Source organism: Blautia sp. AM29-29 (genome assembly GCF_003480555.1).
In the GTDB taxonomy this organism is placed as follows: domain Bacteria; phylum Bacillota; class Clostridia; order Lachnospirales; family Lachnospiraceae; genus Fusicatenibacter; species Fusicatenibacter saccharivorans.
Genome location: NZ_QUJD01000002.1, coordinates 220286 through 241409 on the forward strand (window position 1 = coordinate 220286; position 21124 = coordinate 241409).

General features: G+C 37.0%; 16 protein-coding genes and 4 pseudogenes. All 20 read right to left on the reverse strand.

Features of this window, described 5'->3' with window-relative positions; translation table 11 throughout:
- Positions 1-7 precede the first annotated feature (7 nt).
- Positions 8-1036, reverse strand: coding sequence for a zinc-dependent alcohol dehydrogenase (locus DW769_RS02690; protein ID WP_055268459.1), 1029 nt, complete (start codon positions 1034-1036; stop codon positions 8-10).
- Between the two features lie 396 nt (positions 1037-1432).
- Positions 1433-2605: an ROK family transcriptional regulator gene (locus DW769_RS02695; protein ID WP_330415454.1), complete on the reverse strand. Its 1173-nt coding sequence runs from the start codon at positions 2603-2605 to the stop codon at positions 1433-1435.
- Between the two features lie 78 nt (positions 2606-2683).
- A pseudogene (locus DW769_RS17135) lies at positions 2684-2782 on the reverse strand (TnpV protein); the annotation flags it as partial.
- Positions 2783-3129: 347 nt separating this feature from the next.
- The gene (locus tag DW769_RS02705) at positions 3130-5574 is read right to left on the reverse strand and encodes an ABC transporter permease (RefSeq protein ID WP_118749931.1); all 2445 of its coding nucleotides are present in this window, start codon (positions 5572-5574) and stop codon (positions 3130-3132) included.
- A complete protein-coding gene (locus DW769_RS02710; protein WP_015520995.1) occupies positions 5571-6245 on the reverse strand; it encodes an ABC transporter ATP-binding protein in 675 nt (224 codons plus the stop codon). Before DW769_RS02710 ends, DW769_RS02705 begins: the two co-directional genes overlap by 4 nt.
- Before the next feature lie 177 nt (positions 6246-6422).
- Entirely contained in the window at positions 6423-7688 is a 1266-nt protein-coding gene (locus DW769_RS02715; RefSeq protein ID WP_118749932.1) for a sensor histidine kinase, read from the reverse strand.
- On the reverse strand, positions 7664-8353 hold the full coding sequence (locus tag DW769_RS02720) for a response regulator transcription factor (protein WP_118749933.1): 690 nt from the start codon (positions 8351-8353) through the stop codon (positions 7664-7666). The genes DW769_RS02715 and DW769_RS02720 overlap by 25 nt, the downstream gene beginning before the upstream one ends.
- A gap of 20 nt (positions 8354-8373) precedes the next feature.
- Positions 8374-8784, reverse strand: a pseudogene (locus tag DW769_RS02725) (hypothetical protein); the annotation flags it as partial.
- A 197-nt stretch (positions 8785-8981) separates the two neighbouring features.
- The gene (locus tag DW769_RS02730) at positions 8982-10106 is read right to left on the reverse strand and encodes a Fic family protein (RefSeq protein ID WP_118749934.1); all 1125 of its coding nucleotides are present in this window, start codon (positions 10104-10106) and stop codon (positions 8982-8984) included.
- A gap of 20 nt (positions 10107-10126) precedes the next feature.
- On the reverse strand, positions 10127-11476 hold the full coding sequence (locus tag DW769_RS02735) for a hypothetical protein (RefSeq protein WP_117801916.1): 1350 nt from the start codon (positions 11474-11476) through the stop codon (positions 10127-10129).
- 76 nt (positions 11477-11552) lie between these two features.
- Complete coding sequence (locus tag DW769_RS02740; RefSeq protein WP_005339644.1) at positions 11553-11897, reverse strand: hypothetical protein; 345 nt, start codon at positions 11895-11897, stop codon at positions 11553-11555.
- Between the two features lie 681 nt (positions 11898-12578).
- Positions 12579-12974, reverse strand: a pseudogene (locus tag DW769_RS17240) ((deoxy)nucleoside triphosphate pyrophosphohydrolase); the annotation flags it as partial.
- Between the two features lie 6 nt (positions 12975-12980).
- Positions 12981-13448 carry a hypothetical protein gene (locus tag DW769_RS16755; RefSeq protein ID WP_238061361.1) on the reverse strand — a complete coding sequence of 156 codons (468 nt, stop codon included), beginning with the start codon at positions 13446-13448 and terminating at the stop codon, positions 12981-12983.
- A 3-nt stretch (positions 13449-13451) separates the two neighbouring features.
- Positions 13452-13736, reverse strand: a complete 285-nt coding sequence (locus DW769_RS16760) for a hypothetical protein (protein WP_238061362.1) — start codon at positions 13734-13736, stop codon at positions 13452-13454.
- Positions 13737-13769: 33 nt separating this feature from the next.
- Positions 13770-14141, reverse strand: a complete 372-nt coding sequence (locus tag DW769_RS02755; protein ID WP_147343064.1) for a DUF6998 domain-containing protein — start codon at positions 14139-14141, stop codon at positions 13770-13772.
- Between the two features lie 58 nt (positions 14142-14199).
- A pseudogene (gene tnpC, locus DW769_RS02760) lies at positions 14200-15876 on the reverse strand (IS66 family transposase).
- 133 nt (positions 15877-16009) lie between these two features.
- The gene (gene tnpB / locus DW769_RS02765) at positions 16010-16348 is read right to left on the reverse strand and encodes an IS66 family insertion sequence element accessory protein TnpB (protein WP_118749935.1); all 339 of its coding nucleotides are present in this window, start codon (positions 16346-16348) and stop codon (positions 16010-16012) included.
- Positions 16342-16758 carry an IS66 family insertion sequence element accessory protein TnpA gene (tnpA, locus tag DW769_RS02770; protein ID WP_117801912.1) on the reverse strand — a complete coding sequence of 139 codons (417 nt, stop codon included), beginning with the start codon at positions 16756-16758 and terminating at the stop codon, positions 16342-16344. Before tnpA ends, tnpB begins: the two co-directional genes overlap by 7 nt.
- A gap of 256 nt (positions 16759-17014) precedes the next feature.
- Positions 17015-18460, reverse strand: a complete 1446-nt coding sequence (locus tag DW769_RS02775) for a hypothetical protein (protein ID WP_117801911.1) — start codon at positions 18458-18460, stop codon at positions 17015-17017.
- Between the two features lie 10 nt (positions 18461-18470).
- The coding region (locus tag DW769_RS02780; RefSeq protein ID WP_118749941.1) for an AAA domain-containing protein at positions 18471-21124 on the reverse strand (2654 nt) is incomplete at its 5' end.

Below are 21124 nucleotides of genomic sequence, written 5' to 3' on the forward strand. Positions count from 1 at the left end.
GAACTCCTTACTTTTCACTGACGTTGATAATTACTTTCATCGTTGTCTCGCGGTTATCATCAATATACTGGTATGCCTTCAGATAATCTTTAAAAGCAAATGTCTTTGAGATGAGCGGTTTCAAATGAACTTTGCCCTCATTTACCAGTCTGATTCCATCTATGTAATCATCATGGCGGTACATCATCGTGCTCTTAATGTCAAGTTCGTGGTCATTTGCCACTGCAAGATCTACTTCTGCCATTCCTGCAAAAACAGCCACCAGTACGATCGTGCTTCCTTTTCTTGCATATTTAATTGCCTGTCCCATTGTGATATTGTTTCCGGCACAGTCGTAGATCACATCTGCCTTATCCGGTCCAAATGCTTCGATCATCGCCTCACCGAAGTCTTTATTTTTGGTATTCACACACACATCAATTCCACATTCTTTTGCCTTCGCCAATCTAAGATCACTGATATCTGTGATCATCACTTTCGCTGCTCCCATTCCTTTTGCTGTCTGTGCCACGAGATTTCCGATCGGTCCTGCTCCAAGGACTGCAATATTCATGCCAGCCACATCGCCCATCTGTTTTACACCATGAACTGCCACAGCAAGAGGTTCGATCATAGCTCCTTCTTCATAGGACATATCTTCCGGAATAGGTGTTACTTTAGATGCATCCACTGCAAAATACTCAGATGCTGTTCCTGTCGTCTGAAATCCCATTACTTTTAATTCCTCACAGAGATTATACTTTCCATGACGACATGGATAGCAATGTCCACAATATACCTGCGGCTCTATCGTCACCTTCTGTCCCACATGAAACTCGGTGATATTTTTTCCAAGTTCTGTAATCTCACCAGAAACCTCATGTCCCTGTGTTACCGGATATTTTGTAAACGGATGTTTTCCATGATAAACATGAATATCTGATCCACAAACACCAATATTCATAATCTTTACCAACACCTGATTTTCCTTTACCTCCGGAACCGGAATCTCTCTGAAAATAATTTCTCCTGGATTTGTCATTACCTGCTGTAACATAGTTGTTTCCTCCTTTTTTATATTGTTATGCGTTTTATAAAACGTTTTATTAAAGTAATTATATTATTGTCCTATAAACACAATTTGTCAATATGTTTTTTCATATTTTTATATATTTCATAATTTCAAAATATATTTTTTGTATATTTTTCACAATTAATATGCAAAAAACGGAAAGGAAACCGTAGTTACTGTTTTCTTTCCGTTTTTTTACTATAATATCTTTTTCTAATTTTACACAACTTCTCGTTTTTCACACATATAAATCGGACATCGCATTCGCTTTGCAACTTGTCAGTGGGAGTTTTTAACTCCAACAGACTAAACATCCCCTTACCCAACGCTTAATTCCCTACGCACCAGATGCGGTGGACTGCTTATCTGCGTTCAAAAAAATTACAATTCTACCATATGTTTTGTAAAAAAGTATTTCGCGGCTCCAACAGCCGACGCTTCTTTCTTATACGAACAATTTTTCAAGTATGAAACATCATGCTCAAAGCCATTATATGCCATCACTTTTTCTCCCAATGGTATCATATAATCTGACAATACGCCTCCCACATCACCTCCTAGTATGATGTCCATATCATATGCCATCCGCAGATTTGATATCAAAACAGCAAGATGATCCAAATACTCATTCCATGTCTGCAAATTTTTTTCATCACCACTTTCAATTTTTTCCATAAATGCATCCAGTGACTGCCTGTTATCTTGTGTCAGTACACTTGCTGCACAATATGCATCTGCACATCCTGATTTACCACAATAACATTTTCTTCCACCGGGAACGAGTATCATGTGACCAAACTCCCCTGCTTTCTGGTTCTGCCCGCGAAACAGCTTTCCATCTATGCAGAATGCACCTCCTAAGGTGTGGTTCAAAGACAGATATATCGCATTTGGATATTTTTGCTTTTTTTCTGCAAGCATTGCAGCATTAGCATCGTTTTCAAAATATACTGGAATTTCCAAAGCCTGCTCTAAAAAGCGCAGACTATAATTCTCTATACCTAAAGCATGGGATTTTAAAACGATCCGTTCTTTCTGATCAATAATTCCTGGAATCGCCACTCCAATCCCAAGTAGCGTGTCCTTCGCTAATTCGCCTTCAAGAAAAGTTTTGACCTTTTGTGCCACCTCTGTACAATAGAATAATTCTGCCGTAAATTTTAAACGGATGCGATCTTTTTTTATAATCTCATCTCCAAGATTTACTAATACCATTTCTATATGATTCGCTGTAATCAAAATTCCCATTGCATGACAGTATGACTTATTAATCCCTATACTTTTTGCCTTTCGTCCACCGGTCGAAGCATATTCCCCAGTTTCTTCCAACACCATTTTTTCTAATAAGTCATTCACATTTGCTAACACAGTCGGCATACTCAAGTTTAACTCTTTTGCGATTTCCGCCTTGGATGTAACATGCTTGTTTAGCACATAATTAATTATTTTTTTTCTTGTTGTATTTTTTTTATCTTTATTTTCCGTTTTCTTACCCTCTTTTATTAAATATATTATAAAAGAATTATATGCTTTTTTATTCTTCTTGTAAAGCAATGTTTTATAATAAATCTCCGACAGAATTTATCTTATAAACAGCCAAAAGCTCCCGAAGGAGTTTTCCACGCTTTAGATCTACACCAATTCTTTTAGCACAAGTTCTTCTGCCATATTACGAATACCATTTACCAATCTGACCCATTCCATCTGATCACGAGCTTTCAACTCAGCACTGGTTGCATCCAACTTCTAAATCTAAGTCGATCTCTATCGTGTCATCTGGCTTTTGTTGGGACAAAAGAACTACCGTCTCACAGAACATATTTTATCGCAAGGCTTTTAAAAATGGAATAGATTTTACCAAACGACAGTTTTCAAAAAACTTATAAGGGATTTTTCCCTTGAATCCATCATTTATGATATATGGTGGTGCTTTTCGCCCCCAAATCGTGAAAGTGGGGGCACTTTCTGTCCCCACTCAGGAAATGTTGCTAAAATACTGTTTAGATTTATCATACATACAAAATGGAAGTTATCTATTTCTCCTCTTCGTTAAGACCTAGTTCATTACATATTACTTGCTATCCCTGATACCTTATTCTTTCTACCAGCGTTTCCTTTTTCAGATTACTGCTTAAAATACAGGAAAGCACAATTTGTAGAATACCAACCAGAAGAATCATAACAAGAATCGGGATAAGAGGAACGTGATAAACGTTCATTCCAAAAATCCCATTATGCTTCGCATAGGAAAACAGTGCATAGCCAAGGGGCAGACCGGCAGCAAGTGCGACGCAGATGGTGCCAACCGTAAAAATCAAGCCCTGTATTTGTAAGCTCAGATTCAACTGCTTATTGGTCATGCCTACCGCTTGCAGCACACCGTATTCCTGCTTCTTCGTGATGATATTGATGATCATGGTGTTTGCCAGATTCATAAACCCAATGAGACCGACAATTGCCATGAACAGATAGCAGCCAAGCTTCATCATACGGCTTGCGTATTCTGCAGATTGTAACTGTGCATGATAGGTATCCATTTTTATATGCGAAGTATTAGAAATCAAAGTATTCAGACTCTGTTCCACAGATGCAACATCTTTTTTATCACAGTCCACCCACAGATAGCCATAGGCTGTTCCCCTCTGATTCATGGAACGGTATACACCTTCCGGAATGACAAGATAAGTGTCCGCACTTACAAAGGATCCTGCAATCTTTCCCTGATAGGTATAGGTTTCACTTCCATTCTCAAAGTCAAATGCAATGGATTCTCCCGGAGCATATCCATCTTGTTCCATCCACGTCGACCAGCCAAAGAAAATCTCACCATTCTTTACCGCCTGATCATAGTCCATAGAGCCAATATCCCCGTCTTGGCGCATAAAATCAAAATCATTTTTACTCACAATATCAGCCGGAAATCTTGTTCCGTTCAGATTTACAGAGACAATCTCTCTCGTCATGACATCTGTCACTCCTGGAATGCTTTTGATTTCTTCAATCAGCGAATCATTCAATGGATCATCCGTCAGAATCGTATCCAGGTTATTCTCCGGATATCTTTCATCATACTCAGCAGAATAGTCAAGCTGCAGTTCAAATTGTCCATGATTAACGGAAAGACGTGCTTCATGCTCCGTGTCAATATTTCCCACATAATTAGAGATAATCACAAACAATACGCAAGAAAAACCCATTGTGAGGATAGTACCAATAGTTCTTTTGGGATTACCCGTTACATTTGCCATTGCCATAGAAAACACGGTGACATTTTTTCTGCCATTTCGTTTTCCTTTTTTGTGTGTTTCTGCATTTTCTAAATACCGTGTTGCTTCGATAGGTGAAATCCGTGAAACAATTTTCATTGGTTTACGCAGTGCCAAAGCAACGGTAAGAAATGATACGAAAATACAGAGAAGCATAACAGGCAGGGAAAACAGAGGCACCTGCTGATTTTGAACTCCCATAGAGCCAGTTCCGGTTGATACAAGGTTTCCCTGTTCTACCAGCCAGTTAAAACCGCATTTTGCAATCAGAAAACCAAGAAGCAATCCAACTGGTATGGAAAAAATGGTCAAAAAAATGCCCTCTCTGAAGATCAGTTGTTTCATCTGCTTTTTTGTCGCTCCCAGAGCCTTGATTTTTCCATACTCCTGTATCTTGTTGACAATACCGACCTGAAAAATATTATAAATGACCACAACAGAGAAAAGTACAATTGCAAGAATCAGAATTCCACATACCGCAATCGTTTCATAACTCGGCTGCAAGACCCATTGCAAATAGAGATCATTGACTATAACGTTTTTTTCTTCGATTCCACAAGATGCTGCAATCTGCTTTATAACCGGTTCAATATTATTCATAGATACATTTGCAGAATCGTTTAACGTAAAATAGATATTATACTGTCTGTCATTCTCTGCGACGTGCTCATCATAAAACTCCTGTGACCCGAAAGCAACATAAGATGCCTCGATGGTATACTCATCCCGATCATATAGGATTCCGCTGACAACAAACTCTTCCGGCTTATATTCTGACCGCATCCCTACACGGTAATCCAGTGTAACCGTATCTCCGACCTTTACATCATCATATCCCATTGCACGAAAAAAAGCTCTTCCGGCGGCAATTTCCTGCATTTTTTCCGGATACTTTCCTTCCTTTAACTCATATTCCTTATTATAGGGAAGCATTTTTCTTGCAGTCTCATCCATGCAGACAAACCCGCCATTTTCATTTCCTTTCAGGATGCCCTCCGTACACATGATGCCGATATCAGATATCTCAGCTCTGCGTTCCACTTCTTTTAATTGCGTACCATCTGCTGCGACAAACAGACCATAATTGCTTCCATATGAGCCTGCCGCCTGACTTTTCTGCAAACGTATCATTCCATTTCCCACAGTACTGATAATCACAAGCAGCATCGTAGTCAGACATATGGACATCATAATCAGTATACTTCTTGTCTTGTTCTTTTTGTCATTGCTATATGCAATCCTGCTTATTGTCTTCATCTGAAATCCACCACCTGTCCGTCCTCAATCACCAGAATACGGTCAGCGACCTGTGCAATTTCGTCATCATGGGTAATCATTACAATTGTCTGCCCATATTTTTTTGCTGTCATCTTAAGCAGGGCGATCACCTCATCACTGGTCTTGGAATCAAGATTTCCTGTCGGCTCATCTGCAAATATAATTTCCGGACGATTCACCAGTGCTCTTGCAATTGCTACTCTCTGCTGCTGTCCTCCGGATAACTGATTTGGCAAATTGTAAATCCTCTTTTCAATCCCCAGAGTTGCAATAATATCATTTACATACGCTTCATCCACTTTTCTTCCATCCAGCCCCAGTGGCAGTACAATATTTTCCCAGACATTAACAGATGAAACCAGATTAAATGCCTGAAAAACAAATCCGATTTTTCTTCTGCGGAAAACAGCAAGGGCATCTTCCTTCATCCTGTATAAATCTTTCCCTGCTAAAGTAACACTGCCTTTTGTCGGGGTGTCTAGCCCTCCAAGCATATGAAGTAATGTACTTTTACCGGAACCTGACTTTCCAACAATTGCGACAAATTCTCCCTGCTCAATCTGAATGTCCACCTGATTGACCGCTTTGACCTGATTCTCACCTGCGCCATAAAACTTACAAAGCTGCTTGGTTTCTAATATCACACTCAATGTGCTACCTCCTTTTCAATTCTGTAAAACGTACCTTTTCAACACGCTTTCTTTGCCTGTTTATGTATTTGGTCATTTTTCAACCTACATCCAAATTGTATCAGGATAATCTTTCATTTCACTTTCAAAAACGAGCAGAAGTCTTACAGAATTGTAAGATTTCTGCTCATTTAAAATTTAACTAACATAGGGTAATTGAATCACAAACGTGCTTCCTTTTTTCTTTTTGCCGGAGGTTACCGTAATCATACCTGCGTGCTTTTCGATAATTTCTCTCGATAGAAAAAGTCCGATTCCTGTACCACTCTTTTCCATGACCTCCCTGGAACTTCCTCTGTAAAATCGTTGAAAAATTTTGTGATACTCATTCTGCGGAATACCAATTCCCTGATCCTCAATTTCCATTCTTACAAGATCGTTTCTTTTTTGTAACCGGATAAATATTTTTGAACCACCCGGACTGTACTTGACTGCATTATCCAGAACGTTGATCACAGCTTCGCCAAGCCACCTTTTATCCTGCATAATCGTGCATGTTTCCAGCTCTTTTTCATAGTCAAAAACGAATTCAATTTCTTTCTCATCCGCTTTTGGATATGTACGATTCACAGCAGATATGACAGTATCTATAAGTGGAAGTTTTTTCTTATTCATCTGAATCAGTCCAGTTTCCATCTTGGATATTTCAAGAAGCGACTGCAATAATGTCTCCAATCCATCCAGAGCACTCCGACAACGGATACGAAACTCCTCCTGTTCTGTGGCACTTAAGTCATTCTGCATCAGCACACTAAAACATATATCCAAAGCTGCAACCGGTGTCTTTAACTGGTGTGAGATGTCAGAAACCATTTCTTTCGTGCTCTCTTTTTCTGTCCGTGCTTCTTCCTTTAGCAACTGAATATGATGTCCGATTGCTTCAAGCTGGTCATTCAATTTTTCCAGTTCTGCGTAATTTTCCGTTTTCAGTAAATCATCAAATTTATTTTCACGGAATCTGATCAGAATTTCTTCCAACTGGTCTAATATTTTCTGATGACACGCATCTTCTTTTTTCTTCCAATAAAGTAAAAAAGTCAAAAAAAACACGCATATCACAGTGCTTACAGCACCGGTCACCATAACCTGATGCTGGAATTGCGAATAAAATGCATTCCCTTTATTTCCCCAGTATCCATATTGCTCCAATAATTGCTTTCCCTGTTCGTTGGTTTCAATATCCTTATCCTTAAGCAATTCCGAAACAGCATCCAGCCCGGAAAATTCTTCCTTTGCAGCAATCTCTGTCATAAGATTCATTTTATATTTATAATCTTCATAAAACACATACGTGGTAAAGCAATTTAATATTGCAAACAATAATATGACAGGTAATACCAAGGAGAGCACTACTGTAATCTTCCTGCGATATCTCTTTGTCACTGCCTTACCTCCTGATTCCATATATACCCAAGACCTCTGATATTCTTTATATAGGCCGGTGCAGCCGGATTGTCTTCGATTTTCTCACGGAGTCTTCTGATATTGACAGCGATTGTATTTTCATCCACAAAATCCCCTTCCAGATCAAACACATTTTCCAATATTTGTGTTTTTGAAAGAATCTGTTTCGGATTCTGAAGAAAAAAAGTCAGCATTTTCAACTCCGTTTTTGTCAGACTGATTTCACGACTTTTTATCAGGACTTTCATTTCTCCTGCAATAAATACGATATCTCCCGAAATCATCTTTCCGGCTTCCGTTTTCTCCTGTCTGCGGCGGAAATGTGCTTCTATTTTCAAAAGAAGTACCGAAAGACTAAACGGCTTTGTAATATAATCATCTGCCCCTGCTTCATATCCCATGACCTGATCCATCTCCTGATCTAGTGCTGTAAGACAAATAATGTATGTATTATAATTGCATCTCATCCACATTACAAATTCCAGTCCATTCCCATCCGGAAGATTCACATCACAAATGGTAACATCCACATTATGATCACTTGCAATTCTTTTCGCTTTTTTCACTGATTCTGCTGAAAAAACCTCATATCCAGATTTTTTCAGTGAAAATGTAATTCCACGATTTAAATTTTCATCATCTTCAACCACGAGTATACCTGGCATAGCATCTGCACCTCTCTTTATTAACTATTCATCTTAAAATGCTTCAATGCCTCCACAATTGCACTCTCTTTATCTTCTGGACACTGCGGTTGCCTGCTATCTTCATTTTTAGGTAAATTAGGACTTGGAACAAGTTCCAAGTCTGTCACGGCAGTCGTCGAATTGCCCTGCAAGCAGTCCATTCTCCTCGTTGCAACGCGCAAATTCTTTCCAACCTCAATTCCGCATTTTCTCTTTACCTGTGAGATATACAGATTGGAAACCTTCATGCCGGCATTATGTTCAGCCACATACTTCTTTATCTCATCATATGTAGCCTTAGTCTCTGCAGATGTTATATCCATATCATCAAGTTCAATCGTGACATTAATGTAATCATCCGGCTTTTGTTTCAGTTGGGACAAAAGAACAACCGTCTCAACATGCGGTGTCGTTTTTCACTGCTTTAACAGTACGCGAACCCGCATAGTTACTGAGTTTTTACACTCTTTGACAGGTTGCTAATATCTGCAATCATAAGGTTAAGACATGGCGTACAGACCGTTTGACTTTGTAAACGTGTGGCGGGTACGCCGATTTGTTTTGAGCATTTTTGCGAATGGCATTAACACCCTTTCAATGTTCACTTTTATTGAAACCGATATTTTCCTTTTCCATGTCCTGTTACAGGTACGATTACCTCACTATCAACCAACAGTTTTATTAACTTGGAAGCTCCTGATGGCTTTAATCCAGTAATTTCTTCAACTATCGTTCTTCCGAAACAATTTTCTTTTCCACATTTTGAAAATATTTCTATTGTATGATTTATTGTTTTTTCTGAAATCGTATCTGAGAAAGAAAGTAATTTATTTCGAATGTCCACTTTTGTGCTTTCAATGTCCACTTTTCCACTCTCAATGTCCACTTTTACTCTTTCAATGTCCACTTCTGCAAACCTTCCACTAATGTGCATCGTACGATTATGAAGTTCATTCTTCTCATCCAACAATAAATTTCTTAAAAACAATTCCAAATACTCAGTTGTCTCATGAACACCATTTTTCAAATCGTTATAATTGGCCCTAACAAGTGCATTTCTAAAATACCACGCATTTTCCGCAAAAATATCATTGGTTACGTCAAATCCCAGCGTTCTAAGATACTTAATAAAAAATACTGCTGTAGTTCGTGTGTTTCCCTCTCCGAATACATGTATCTGCCATAATCTTGATACAAAGAGTGCCAAGTGATGAATAATATCTTCCATACTCAGGTTTTTATAGCTAAACTTCTTTTCCTCTGCAAAATCATAGTCCAAGGTTGCGCGAAGTTCTGATGCACTTCCATAAAGAACCGTTGCTCCATTCAGCACCCATTCCTTTTTTGTAATATTATAATCTCTCAGTTTTCCTGCATGTCCATAAGTCCCAGCAAACAACTTTTTATGAATAGAGATATACTCATTCGGAGTAAAACTAAATGCTTTCTCCGATAAAATTTTTGCAATTCTAACAGCAACTTTGTCGGCCTCTTCCGTACGGTCGTTTGTATCTGCTTTTGGATTTTCTTCATAATACGTATTTAGAAGTTTCTGCGCTTCATCAATCGAAATATCACCTTCAATATTCTTTATTGCAGTATCAATCAAATACTTCGAAGGCTTTAATCCATCCACTGCTTGAAGTCCGATAGCTGTATGCCAGGCGTAACCTTTGTCTCTTTTACTTGGTTCTGATTGCCTTATATACTCTTTAAAAGGATCTTTATCCATCAAATTGCCTCCATTCATTTTTACCAATACCAGCTCTTTCTGATACTGTCTTGCAAAGATTTTTCCTTTTCTTCAGCACTTTTTTCATGCTGACGTTTTCCCAGATATTCATCCTCAGTCGCTATAGACGGATCATACCAGTCAGCTTTCTTCAGAGCCCATTCAATCCATTCTGGAGTAATATCTTCATTTCCACTATCTATCATAGCCTGAATATATTCTCTTATTTCCTTTGCAATTCTATAGTCTTCAGCTTTGTTTACAAGTTCTTTTACAAGACGAATTTCTTGTTCTTTTCTTTGTCTATTTTCTTCTCTGCGTCTCTCTTCTTCAACTCTCTTACGTTCTGCCTCTTCACGTGCTTCTCGTACAATTCTATTCTCTTCTGCCTTCTCATACAGGGTAACCAAAATATCACCCAGTCTATCTTCTAATTTTTCAGAATCGTTATCTCTTATGTAGCTTCGCGCCCCAAACACAATACGAAGTTTACCATTATATACCTTGTCATACTTTCTAATTTGCGGTTTTGAAACCCATCTGTGATTTTTGATATCATCATTATATTTTACGAGCGCCTGTGCCTCTTGCTTAGTCATTTCATGCTTCACTTGGTCTTGACTCTCAACCATACGAAATCTAACAATATCATCTCTAATTTTCACAGACAAATCACTATTAATACTTCCACCTAAAGATTCAATTGTTTTGAATACGGTATCTAATATTGCAATTGCACGTGACATACACTCATCAGACATTTCCTTAAAGAATTCAGGCTCGTTTTCTGGTTTGTTATGTCTTGAATTATAGTATGGTCTACTCTGTACTTCTTTCAGCTTTGACTTATAATCTGCAATATCCTTCTTGTATTGGACCAACATTTTATGCAATCGTGTACTTTGACTTATCTGCAGATTGCATGCATATTCTAATACTTTATTTCTTTCCGTCTCATCCAAATAATCAAGAATTCCATCCGGCCACTCAGGTATGTTGTCCGTTTTTTTCTGCGGTAAATCCTCCTCCGTTACTACGTCCAATTCTTCTGTTACGTCAGTATGCACTTTCTCTACTACTTCTGCCTTAGCTTTCCGAATACGCTTAACAACCGCGTCTTTCGTTATCAATGAAATTTCTGTATCTTCCAATCCAGAAAATTCTACAATCTCATTCGATACATCTTTTCCCATATTCTTCTTAGTCCAATAACCAGAAGAAGGAAAAGATATATTTTCTACTTTACAAGTTGCTATCAGTTTACCATAATTCAAATTATATTTTCTGGCTACCCCTGCAACTGAAAGAGCCCATATTTCATCATAGAGCTGCTTACGAGTCAATTTAACTATTCCTTTTTCATTCTCCATCCTGGCAGCTCCTTTCCTGCATATTTTTTGTCAACATCTTTGTATTTTCCCAGCGAAAACGCATATTCATAAAGCTCTAATTCTGCTGATCCTCGTTTTCGCTTAATAGAAAAACCAAATCTTTTTTCATTTCTTCAAACTGTTCTATTATAGTATTTAGACTCTTTTCTATATTTTGAACTTGTACTTCTGATGTTTTCCCGTACTTATATGCAATCAATCTCTCACCAATTATGTGATAGGACCAACTCTCAGAATATGTTCTATCTCTTTCTTCATTGTGAATTGCAAAACCGATCGGTAAAAGATCATTTCTCATGCCGATACTAACCGCCATAGGGGATATGCCTAGGTAATCTGCCGCTATCTTACATGTTATTTTACTCATATTTCTAATATCTTCATCTGTGTATTTAGGCATAATTTATCTCCATTTCCAAAATATATTTACACGACTCCAGAACATCTTCCGGTATCATTCTATTTTTTTAGTTCTCCATTTAATGACATTAATTGCATGCTCAATATAGTTTTCATATTCGTCTTTGTCCATATTAATCAAACTTTTTACAGACATGTTATTGTATATTCCAGCAATTATTGCATCATCTCCACACATATATGAATTTGAGTATTTGTTATAAAATGCCAATGCGTGATCCCTGATTTTCTCATTATTAAAATAAATATCCGGACAATCGTAGCAACAAAATTGTCCTCTGTGAACATTTGCCCCCGGCCAAACTGGTATTACATTTCCAACAGTTTCATAAACATCGATAAATTGTTGCAAGCCCTGATAATTATTGAGTTCTCTACACTTATCAACACAACTCAAAATAAAATCTTCGCTATATGCCAATTCTCTTGGGGAATTTCTATTTTGTGGCCTAATGGTATGTCCACATACCTCAACCAACTCCTGATGCTTTGCTTTAATTCCTAACAAATACATACTTTTAAACGAGTATAGGACATCTGTATAACACCATTCTATTTTCTGACCTCCTACACCTACGATTATTTCGCCCCAAAGCTTCTTTGTTTTTTCCTCATTCATTTTTTCAACACTCACTTTTCTGGCAAGCATTTCTTGAACACGCAAATTATTCTTAATACATGAAATCAATGCAACGTCTGCCGGCAACCATTGAACACTATCCAATTTATCTATCGTAAGCCATTTTGCATCCTCAGCCTCTTTTAACACAATTTGGCCGCATATAATTTCCGCCCAAAAGCAGTCCATCGAAAGGTGAAATGCAGAATAATCATATTCAATAGTATCAATCAATTCACCAACATTAATATCTACTTCCAATTCTTCTTTTATTTCTCTCAAAAGAGCCTGCTGAGGTGTTTCACCTTCTTCAATCTTTCCTCCTGGAAATTCCCACTGGCCCTTGAACTCTCCATATCCTCTTGCTGTAGCAAAAATCTGTTTCTTATCTTTGATCGAATCACAGATTACTGCAGCTACTACTTTTATCGTCTTCATATCGCATCAAATAAATTCCAGCATTTTCTTTTCCATGCAGAATTCATATCCCATCCTTTTTAATCCAACTTTATCAAATTCAACAGCAATAGATGTTCCTTCAATAGCAGTAATCGTTCCTACACCAAATGCCTTATGCTTTACATGCTTTCCAACAATATCTACTGGAATAGCTACAGGTGGTTTCGGTTCAGACTTTGGAATAACTGGTGGAACATATGCTGGTTTGCTGCTGCCTTTTTTCTTAGAAGCTATCATTTTCATATATTGCGTATCAACATCCTTACCGCGATTCTTAAAGTCTTCCATATCTTTAAATACAAACATAGCTGGTTTCTTAACATCATTATCAGGAACCGGGCGAATCGGAAACATCCATACTTTTCTTGGAACACCATCTTCACCAGGCTGTTCTTCTGTGTATGGTTTATCAACTAACTCAATTCTTCCGCAATAAATATACTCCCCCTGCATCCATTACCTCAAATAGATGCACATCAACGCCATTACGCCCACACGCTGCAAGTGTTGCATTTTGTGCCCAATTAATATTCTGGTCCCATTCTTTCCCATTCCGGTGTAGTGAAGAACTCCACCAATCCACTTATCGTGATAAATTCCTTTTGTATAATCAGATACTATTACCAAAGTATTCGTAGTTCTAGAACGACGCATACCACCCATATTTCCACATTTGAATGTATCAACTACATCCGCATTTTTTAGTATCTGACCTATCTTTAGTCCTGGATCAAATGCCACAGAACCACCTCCTGCTAATCATTTGTTATTTTATCATCTAAAAATATATGTAATATCTTCACCACGAGTATCTTGAATAAAGTTAGATCCCAGTGTTACAACAACACCATTCTGATGCTCCTTATAAAGAAAATATTCACCTATAACATCATGTGGTACTTTATATGCTTCTGCGACCTCAAAATCATTTCCAAATATAACAGCAATAAGATAATCAAACTGTTTTTCTTCATAATTTCTTATCACATTCAATTCACGACTATTTTTTCCAGGATGCATCCAACGGCTCTTAATCTGATATCTAATACCACTAGCATCATCAATTGCATCATAACCCTTCTTACTGTTTTTCTCTAGTAAAAGATTAAGCTTCGTACTCACAATCCATTCAGCATAATCTCCCACCGGACTATTATATGTCCTGTAAGCGCTTAATTTTTAGGTATGATAGAAAAATCCCCGACTACTTTTCAGTAGCCGGAGCACCTTGACAATTCACATATGATTGATTTGATTCGTTTGCACGACGTTCGATCTCAGCTTTGACGGTTTCGTTCCATGGTGCCAGAAGTTCTAATTCATTATGACTCATCCTGTCCTCAGGCAGTTTTTCCAGCAGATAAGTAAGATAGTGATAGACGTTTACTCCATTGGCTTTTGCCATTTCTATCATTGTGTACACGATAGCGCTGGCCTGGGCTCCGTTTGGTGTATCGCAGAACAGCCAGTTTTTACGGCCTACTGTAAACGGGCGGATCGCATTTTCGCTGAGATTATTAGAAAAACTGCAGCGGCCGTCTTCCAGATAGGTGGACAGATAGGAACGGCGATTCTGAATGTAGGTGACAGCTTTATCCATTCTGCTTCCACGGATAGGGCTTTGCTGATCAAGCCACAACAAAAAGCCTTCTACTATCGGCTTTTCTTTTTCAAGACGAGCCTTTTTGATAACATCGAAGGAAGAATACTTTGATCTGATCACATCTTCCAGGTGGAAGAGCTGGTTAATGTACAGCATTCCCTGTACGGATGACTGGGTATAATCCAGAGCCTTTCCCTTGGGAATGGCATCTGTCAGATATCTTCTGATGTGTGCCCAGCAGGCTGTGCGTTTGGCATCTGGAACTTTATTGTATCCACTATAGCCATCACACATCAGATAACCCTTGAAGCCGTGAAGAAAATCTACGGCATTATCCCCGGCTCGGGTCTCCGAGTATTTATAGAGGATAATAGGTGGTCCTCCGTCTTCACCGCTGCGGAACAGCCACATATATGACTTGGTCTGTGCACGGCGTTCCGGTTCATGCAGAACCTGAAGTGGCGTTTCATCTGCCATCGCGAATCCTCGTTCCAGAAGTTTCCTGTGGAAGTATTCATACATAGTAAGAAAAAATGCTTCAGAATTTCGGATCACCCAGTTTGCCATAGTAGCTCTGGTGATCTCCACGTCATACTGTTTCCAGTCTTTTTCCTGACGGTAGTATGGAAGACCATTACAAAACTTCTGGTACATTACCCAGGCAACTGTTCCGGCAGAAGCCATTCCATAAAGCATATGAGCTCTACCATCTTTTCCTTTTTTGATAACCGGAATATCCTGAAGACTGCACTGCGGGCACTCATAGCTCTTACTGTAGTATTCATATACTTTCAGTTTTGCTGGTACAAAACCAGTTCCCGGCGGACAAACTCTTCCCCGATTTCTTTCAGCGGGGTACCACAGACAGGGCAAAGTTTCTCTTCCTCAGAAAGTTCCAGATACTTTTTTTTCAACAGGAACTCCCTTAAAACGCTCCGCATCTGTAGCTCTTGCTTTTCGCTTTTTTGCTGTTTTTTCCGGAAGAATTGCTTTAAGATCCTCTGCTTCTGCAGCTTTCGGATCCTGTTCCAGTTCCGCCTCATTGAAAAAGTTTAACTGGCCTGGAATATCGAGGGTCCTTTTTTCGCTGGAGGTGCCAAACAGTTTTTTACGGAGAAGGTCTATCTCTTCTTTCAGATTATCCCGCTCCTGGGTGAGAGCCTCTTCCCGTTTATTGGCAGCATCGACAGTTGCCTGAAGTGTTTTTATCATCTTTTTGAGATCGTTTATCATGTCCTTAAGCTCACGGAGTTGGATATCTTTGGAACTGTCTGCCACTGCTTTTTCCTCCTGTTTCTAATGTTTCCATTATACCAGAAAACAGTGGCTTTTCCCAGCAAAACAGCGGATTTACCAGATCTTGAAAGTGCCGAAAATACAGCAAAAAGCAAGAGTTTTATGTGCATCTTTTTTACGTTGCCTTGATCGCTTTGGGCTGCTCAATATCAATGCCAAACATCAGCCAGTCGAACTCCCGCCATGTAAGATTCCGGACCTCAGATTTATTCCTGGGGCACCGGTAAGATCCCTGGGCGGTCAGTCTTTTGTAGATCATAACGATCCCGTCAGGTTCTTTTAAAATAGCTTTGATACGGTCGCATTTACGACCGCAGAAAAGAAAAAGTGCATGGTCGATCTCCATCGAAAACTGTTCCTGGATGATCGCACATAATCCATCAATGGACTTGCGCATATCTGTTCTGCCACAGACGATATAGATCGCATCAACGCTTGAGATGTCCGCTAACATAACGACTCCTTAAGCGTATCCATAAGCATCTTCAGAAGTAACGGTTTGATCTCATTACTCATTCGTATAAGCAATCCGTCTGCTTCGATTTCAATCGTATGTGAATTGTCAAGGTGCATAGGTCTGTTTCCATTATCTGGGATCAGTCCTGCCGGAGAAGACTCCGGTTCTATAGCAATCTGGACTACATCCTGTTTATGGGATGTAAGGTCAAGAGTGCTGGCTTTTCCACCTGGATCCGGTATCTGACAGGCTTTTTTGCGGAGACGGGTAACTGCATTGTAAAAACAGCTGGGAGATATCCCATGCTCATTACACCATGCAGCATCTGTCAGACCGCTTTGTCTGCATTCGGTTACCAGTTCCATCCATTCGTCCAGGGAACGCCCTGGAGCACGTTTCTTACTCATAATGAAACCTCCAAATGTAGTAAATTTCTATCTCCTATCAAGCGGAGTGTAGTAAAAATTTATTTACTATCATTATGAGTTCAAAAACGTAGACAGTAAAGCTACCCAAGATTTAAGCGCTTACTAATAAAAGGCCCTCCTAATAGTGAAAAATATCTCAAAAGCCATGAACATTTAATCAGATTTTGCGTATACCTAACAGGAATATTCATAAATATTTCACTGATCAGGTATACGCATTTTTATGTACTGTATATTATTTATTTTTCTCTTTATATTTGTACTTTTTATAAGTATGAGCTATACCTTTCTTTGTATGTTTATTATATTTGTTCTTTCCCATTTTCTCCGGTTCTGGTTCAGATAACGAAAACGATATTTCATATTCATCTATTATTTTATCTATCTTGTTTTTAATAACATCTGAATCAAATTCTATTCGCCCTTCAAAAATTGTAATCGGTCTATCAAAAACTTTTTCCGTCTTCTCTACATACTCAACCAGAATATTAGGATAGAAGCATATAAATTGCTCGCTTATTCTCTCGTTTTCTGATACAGACACTTCTTTTTTCTTTATTTTATCTCCAAAATTTTGTTCAAGAATTTTATTTACATTATATTCTTTTGGATCATATAACAACCAGATTCTTTTCTTAGATATTGCATTTAATGCAGAAACAATCTCTGGATTTAGTAATTTTTTCAATCTTTCACAAGAAATAACTATTCCTTGATAATCAAATTCTTGATTACATGAAAATATAGCTTCTAATTCTTTCTCATCAATTAATGCTCGGGTATGTATATATTGGTCTACTAATTCATCTGAAATAATTTCACTTCCATTTAATTTTTCAATTAAACTCTTTGTATATTGCCTATCTTCCTGAGTGACAAGTCCTTTATCATAGTGATTTTTCGAAAAATCCCAATCTCTTTCAAAAAAGTTTTCCATCCCTGAATATACCACGTCTCGTACTTGATGATAAAAGCTATTCTGGTATCTTTCTCCAATGTCACCTTTAATAATAAACTCATAATCTTCTGAATCATCATTTTTATAAATAAAAAGTTCATCTTTCACATAATACAGTTTCTCATAAGCAATATCTAATATCTTATACAACTCTCTCTGTAAAATTTTCGTGTTAAAAACATTTGATTCGATCTGATTTCGCTGATATATCTCATTTATAATTGCATAATTGCTTTCTAAATAATCTTTTGTAATTGTTTGTTCTTCACTTAAACAAAGATCCCTCTTAGAAGGCTTTGCAAATGCATTTTTTCCACTTTCTTCAATATTACCCGTAATCATATTTACAGAAAGTTCATTTATATTTCTTTTACGAATAGTAACCTGTTTTCTATCCGCTAAAGCTTTTCGCCCCCTAGGTGTCATAATCAATTTATTCTGTGAAGTGATAATATACTTCTGTTCAATCATATCTACTATGGCTTCTTTTAATAATTTAAACTCCACCCCCATAATTGCAGATATCTCATATACATCAGCCACTTCGATATCAATTAATTTTAATATTGTTTCAAAAAACAAATTTATTTCTGTTACTTCCTTTGTTAAACAGGTAATACCTATTTCACAATACGGAATAAATATACTCTGTCTTTTAATTAAATGAAAATTTTTTAACTCCCGGGGAAGTTTTCTCGATACTGCTGCTACTAATTGTTTCATTTCTTTTCTCCTACTTTTCTATAATGCGACACCCTTCAGATTCTGTAATATATTTGATAATTTCAGGAAATTTATTTCCTCTGATTTTATAATTATCAAGAAATTTCATATCTCCAACAATAATCAACAAGCATCTTGCTCTAGAAAATGCAACATTAATTCTAGCTTCTGATTTCAAAAAGCCAATACCGTATTTGTTTCCACTACTTCTAACAGTAGAATACAGAATAATATCTTTTTGGCTACCTTGAAATGCATCTACAGTATCTACGTCAACCTCAATATGCTTAAAGGAATGTTGTTTTACCATTGTTTGCAAAATGTACTTTTGCGATCCATATCCTGTAATTACTGCAACCTTAGTCCTTTTGACAAGTTTAGAATCTAATTCCAATAGTTTTCGTTCAATAATATTTCGCTCAAGATAATTTTGATATGATTTTTTTCCATTATTATCAAATTCCTTTTCATACCGCTCTTTTATCGAATACTTGGATGTACTAATCCACTCAATTGCAATTCCCTCATATCCTTCTATACACAATTCTCTATCCTGCGCCTCTACTCCATTTTGGATCTCATCATTATAAAACACATGACTAATCAACGTACCAATAGTTGGGTGCATTCTATATTGTATAGTAAGACGATGTTTATTATCCTCTGGAAACATATTATACATTCTTTCAAAAATACCTTGCGCCAACCCCTCCTCATCAAGTTTTTCCTTATTATTTCTAATTATTTCAGTATCTAAAACAGGTGGTAGTTGTTGATGATCACCTACCAATATAATTTTATGTGCCTTATTTAACGAAACTGCTAATTCAGGAAACGTTGCCTTAGCTGCTTCATCTACAATAACATAGTCAAATTCAACATCACGTATAATCCTGTTTGACACAAATCCTGTACATGTACCAGCAATAATTACCGTACTTTTAATAATATAAAGTTCTACTTCATCACACTTTTTTAATTGTTCTGTCCATTCTCTCTGAATCTCCAGTATTTTTCTTGTCCTTTCTGACTTTACCCCTTTTGTTTTTTTTATAAAATTTTCAACAAACAATTTATCTTCTACTGAAAAATCCATGTTTTCCACTTTTGAATTTTCCAATTTCAAAAAATATTTTTCAAACTCCTCTTCTGGAATTCCAATTTCCTCAAGTGCATTTTTAGTATAATCATTACATATTCTTCTAACATTTTGATACCATTTTTCCTTCACATCATTAATAGAATACTCTTCTCTTATTTCCTCATTTAATTTTTCATCTCTTCCAATACGAAGCAAATCAGGTCTTTCGTCACTTTCCCTAATTAAATCTTCTAACATTTTATCTACTGCTGGATGCGATTGAGAAACTAGTAACACCTTCTTAGGTTCAACATCTGGATTCTTTTTGTTTGCTTTCAGTATTTGTAAAATAATTTCGATAATAACATTCGTTTTTCCTGTTCCTGGAGGACCTTGAATAATTGCTATAGAATCTGCATCTAATGCTTTTTTTATCGCAGTCCTTTGTGGAAAATCTAATTTCTCATTAAACATATGTATCGGTTTCGAAATAACATTTACAGACGGGGGCTCCACACCTGAAATTATTCTCTTCAAATTAAAAGAGCACTGATAATCTTCTTTTTCCAGAACATTTAAAGCATCTAACTGTCTTTCAACATTAATTTTATCTTTCCTATAATCTAAACAAATAAAACCGCTTGCTGGCAATCCTATTGTTCCTTGCTTATTTATTTCTAAAACTACTTGATTTTTCTCATAAATATCATTTTCATAAGTACCTACTGTCACAGGCTTTATTTTATCTTTCTTTTTTCCGACTTTTTTTTCATAAACAAATACTTGTTCTTTATTCAAACGTTCTTCATCTATAAAAGTGCCCTTTTTAAGCTTAAATCTTAAAAGATTATTCTTTACTTCATAAGAATCATATGGTACTCTTACAACATTTTTCTCGATATCTTCTCTTATTAATTCTAATAAATCTCTCCATACTCCATACTTTTCCTTATATTCACAATCAACATTATTGTTTGACATATAATTTTCGTAATAATCATAGATAATATTTTTTATTTCGAAACTATCGTTTTTCAATTCTCTATGTGCAATTCTTTTATCTACAAATCTTATTTCACCCTCAATTTTAGCAAATCTTTTCTTAAGTCTATCACGATCAATTGGAAGAATCTTTCTAAATTTTACAACGTCAAACACGCTTTGCTCATCATCAAACACACATTCTGCCTGAAAATTAAATCCTAAGAAGATGTAAATCATCGTTTCTTCATTCTCATTTGATTCTTCTTTTCTACAAAATGCATACAAATCTAAAAAGTTCTCTGGCATATACGTTTCGGTTGCCATTTTAATGTTTATTGACTGTGGTAATAATTTAAGGTTTCTCAATTCCTTTATTCGTTCGTATGCCGCTGTCAAAATAATTGTTTTATCCAAATTCAAAAAGCGTGTAAATAGTTTTGAAAAATCAGCTCTCAATTCAAAAACATTTTCATATCTGTCATCAGGATTTTCCGCAACTAATTTTTTTAATATCGGCTTTAATGAAACATCCATTCCACTAGTTCTAGTTAGCAACCACCAGTTCAACTGGTGGTTTATTATTAGCCCTCCAAAGGGCT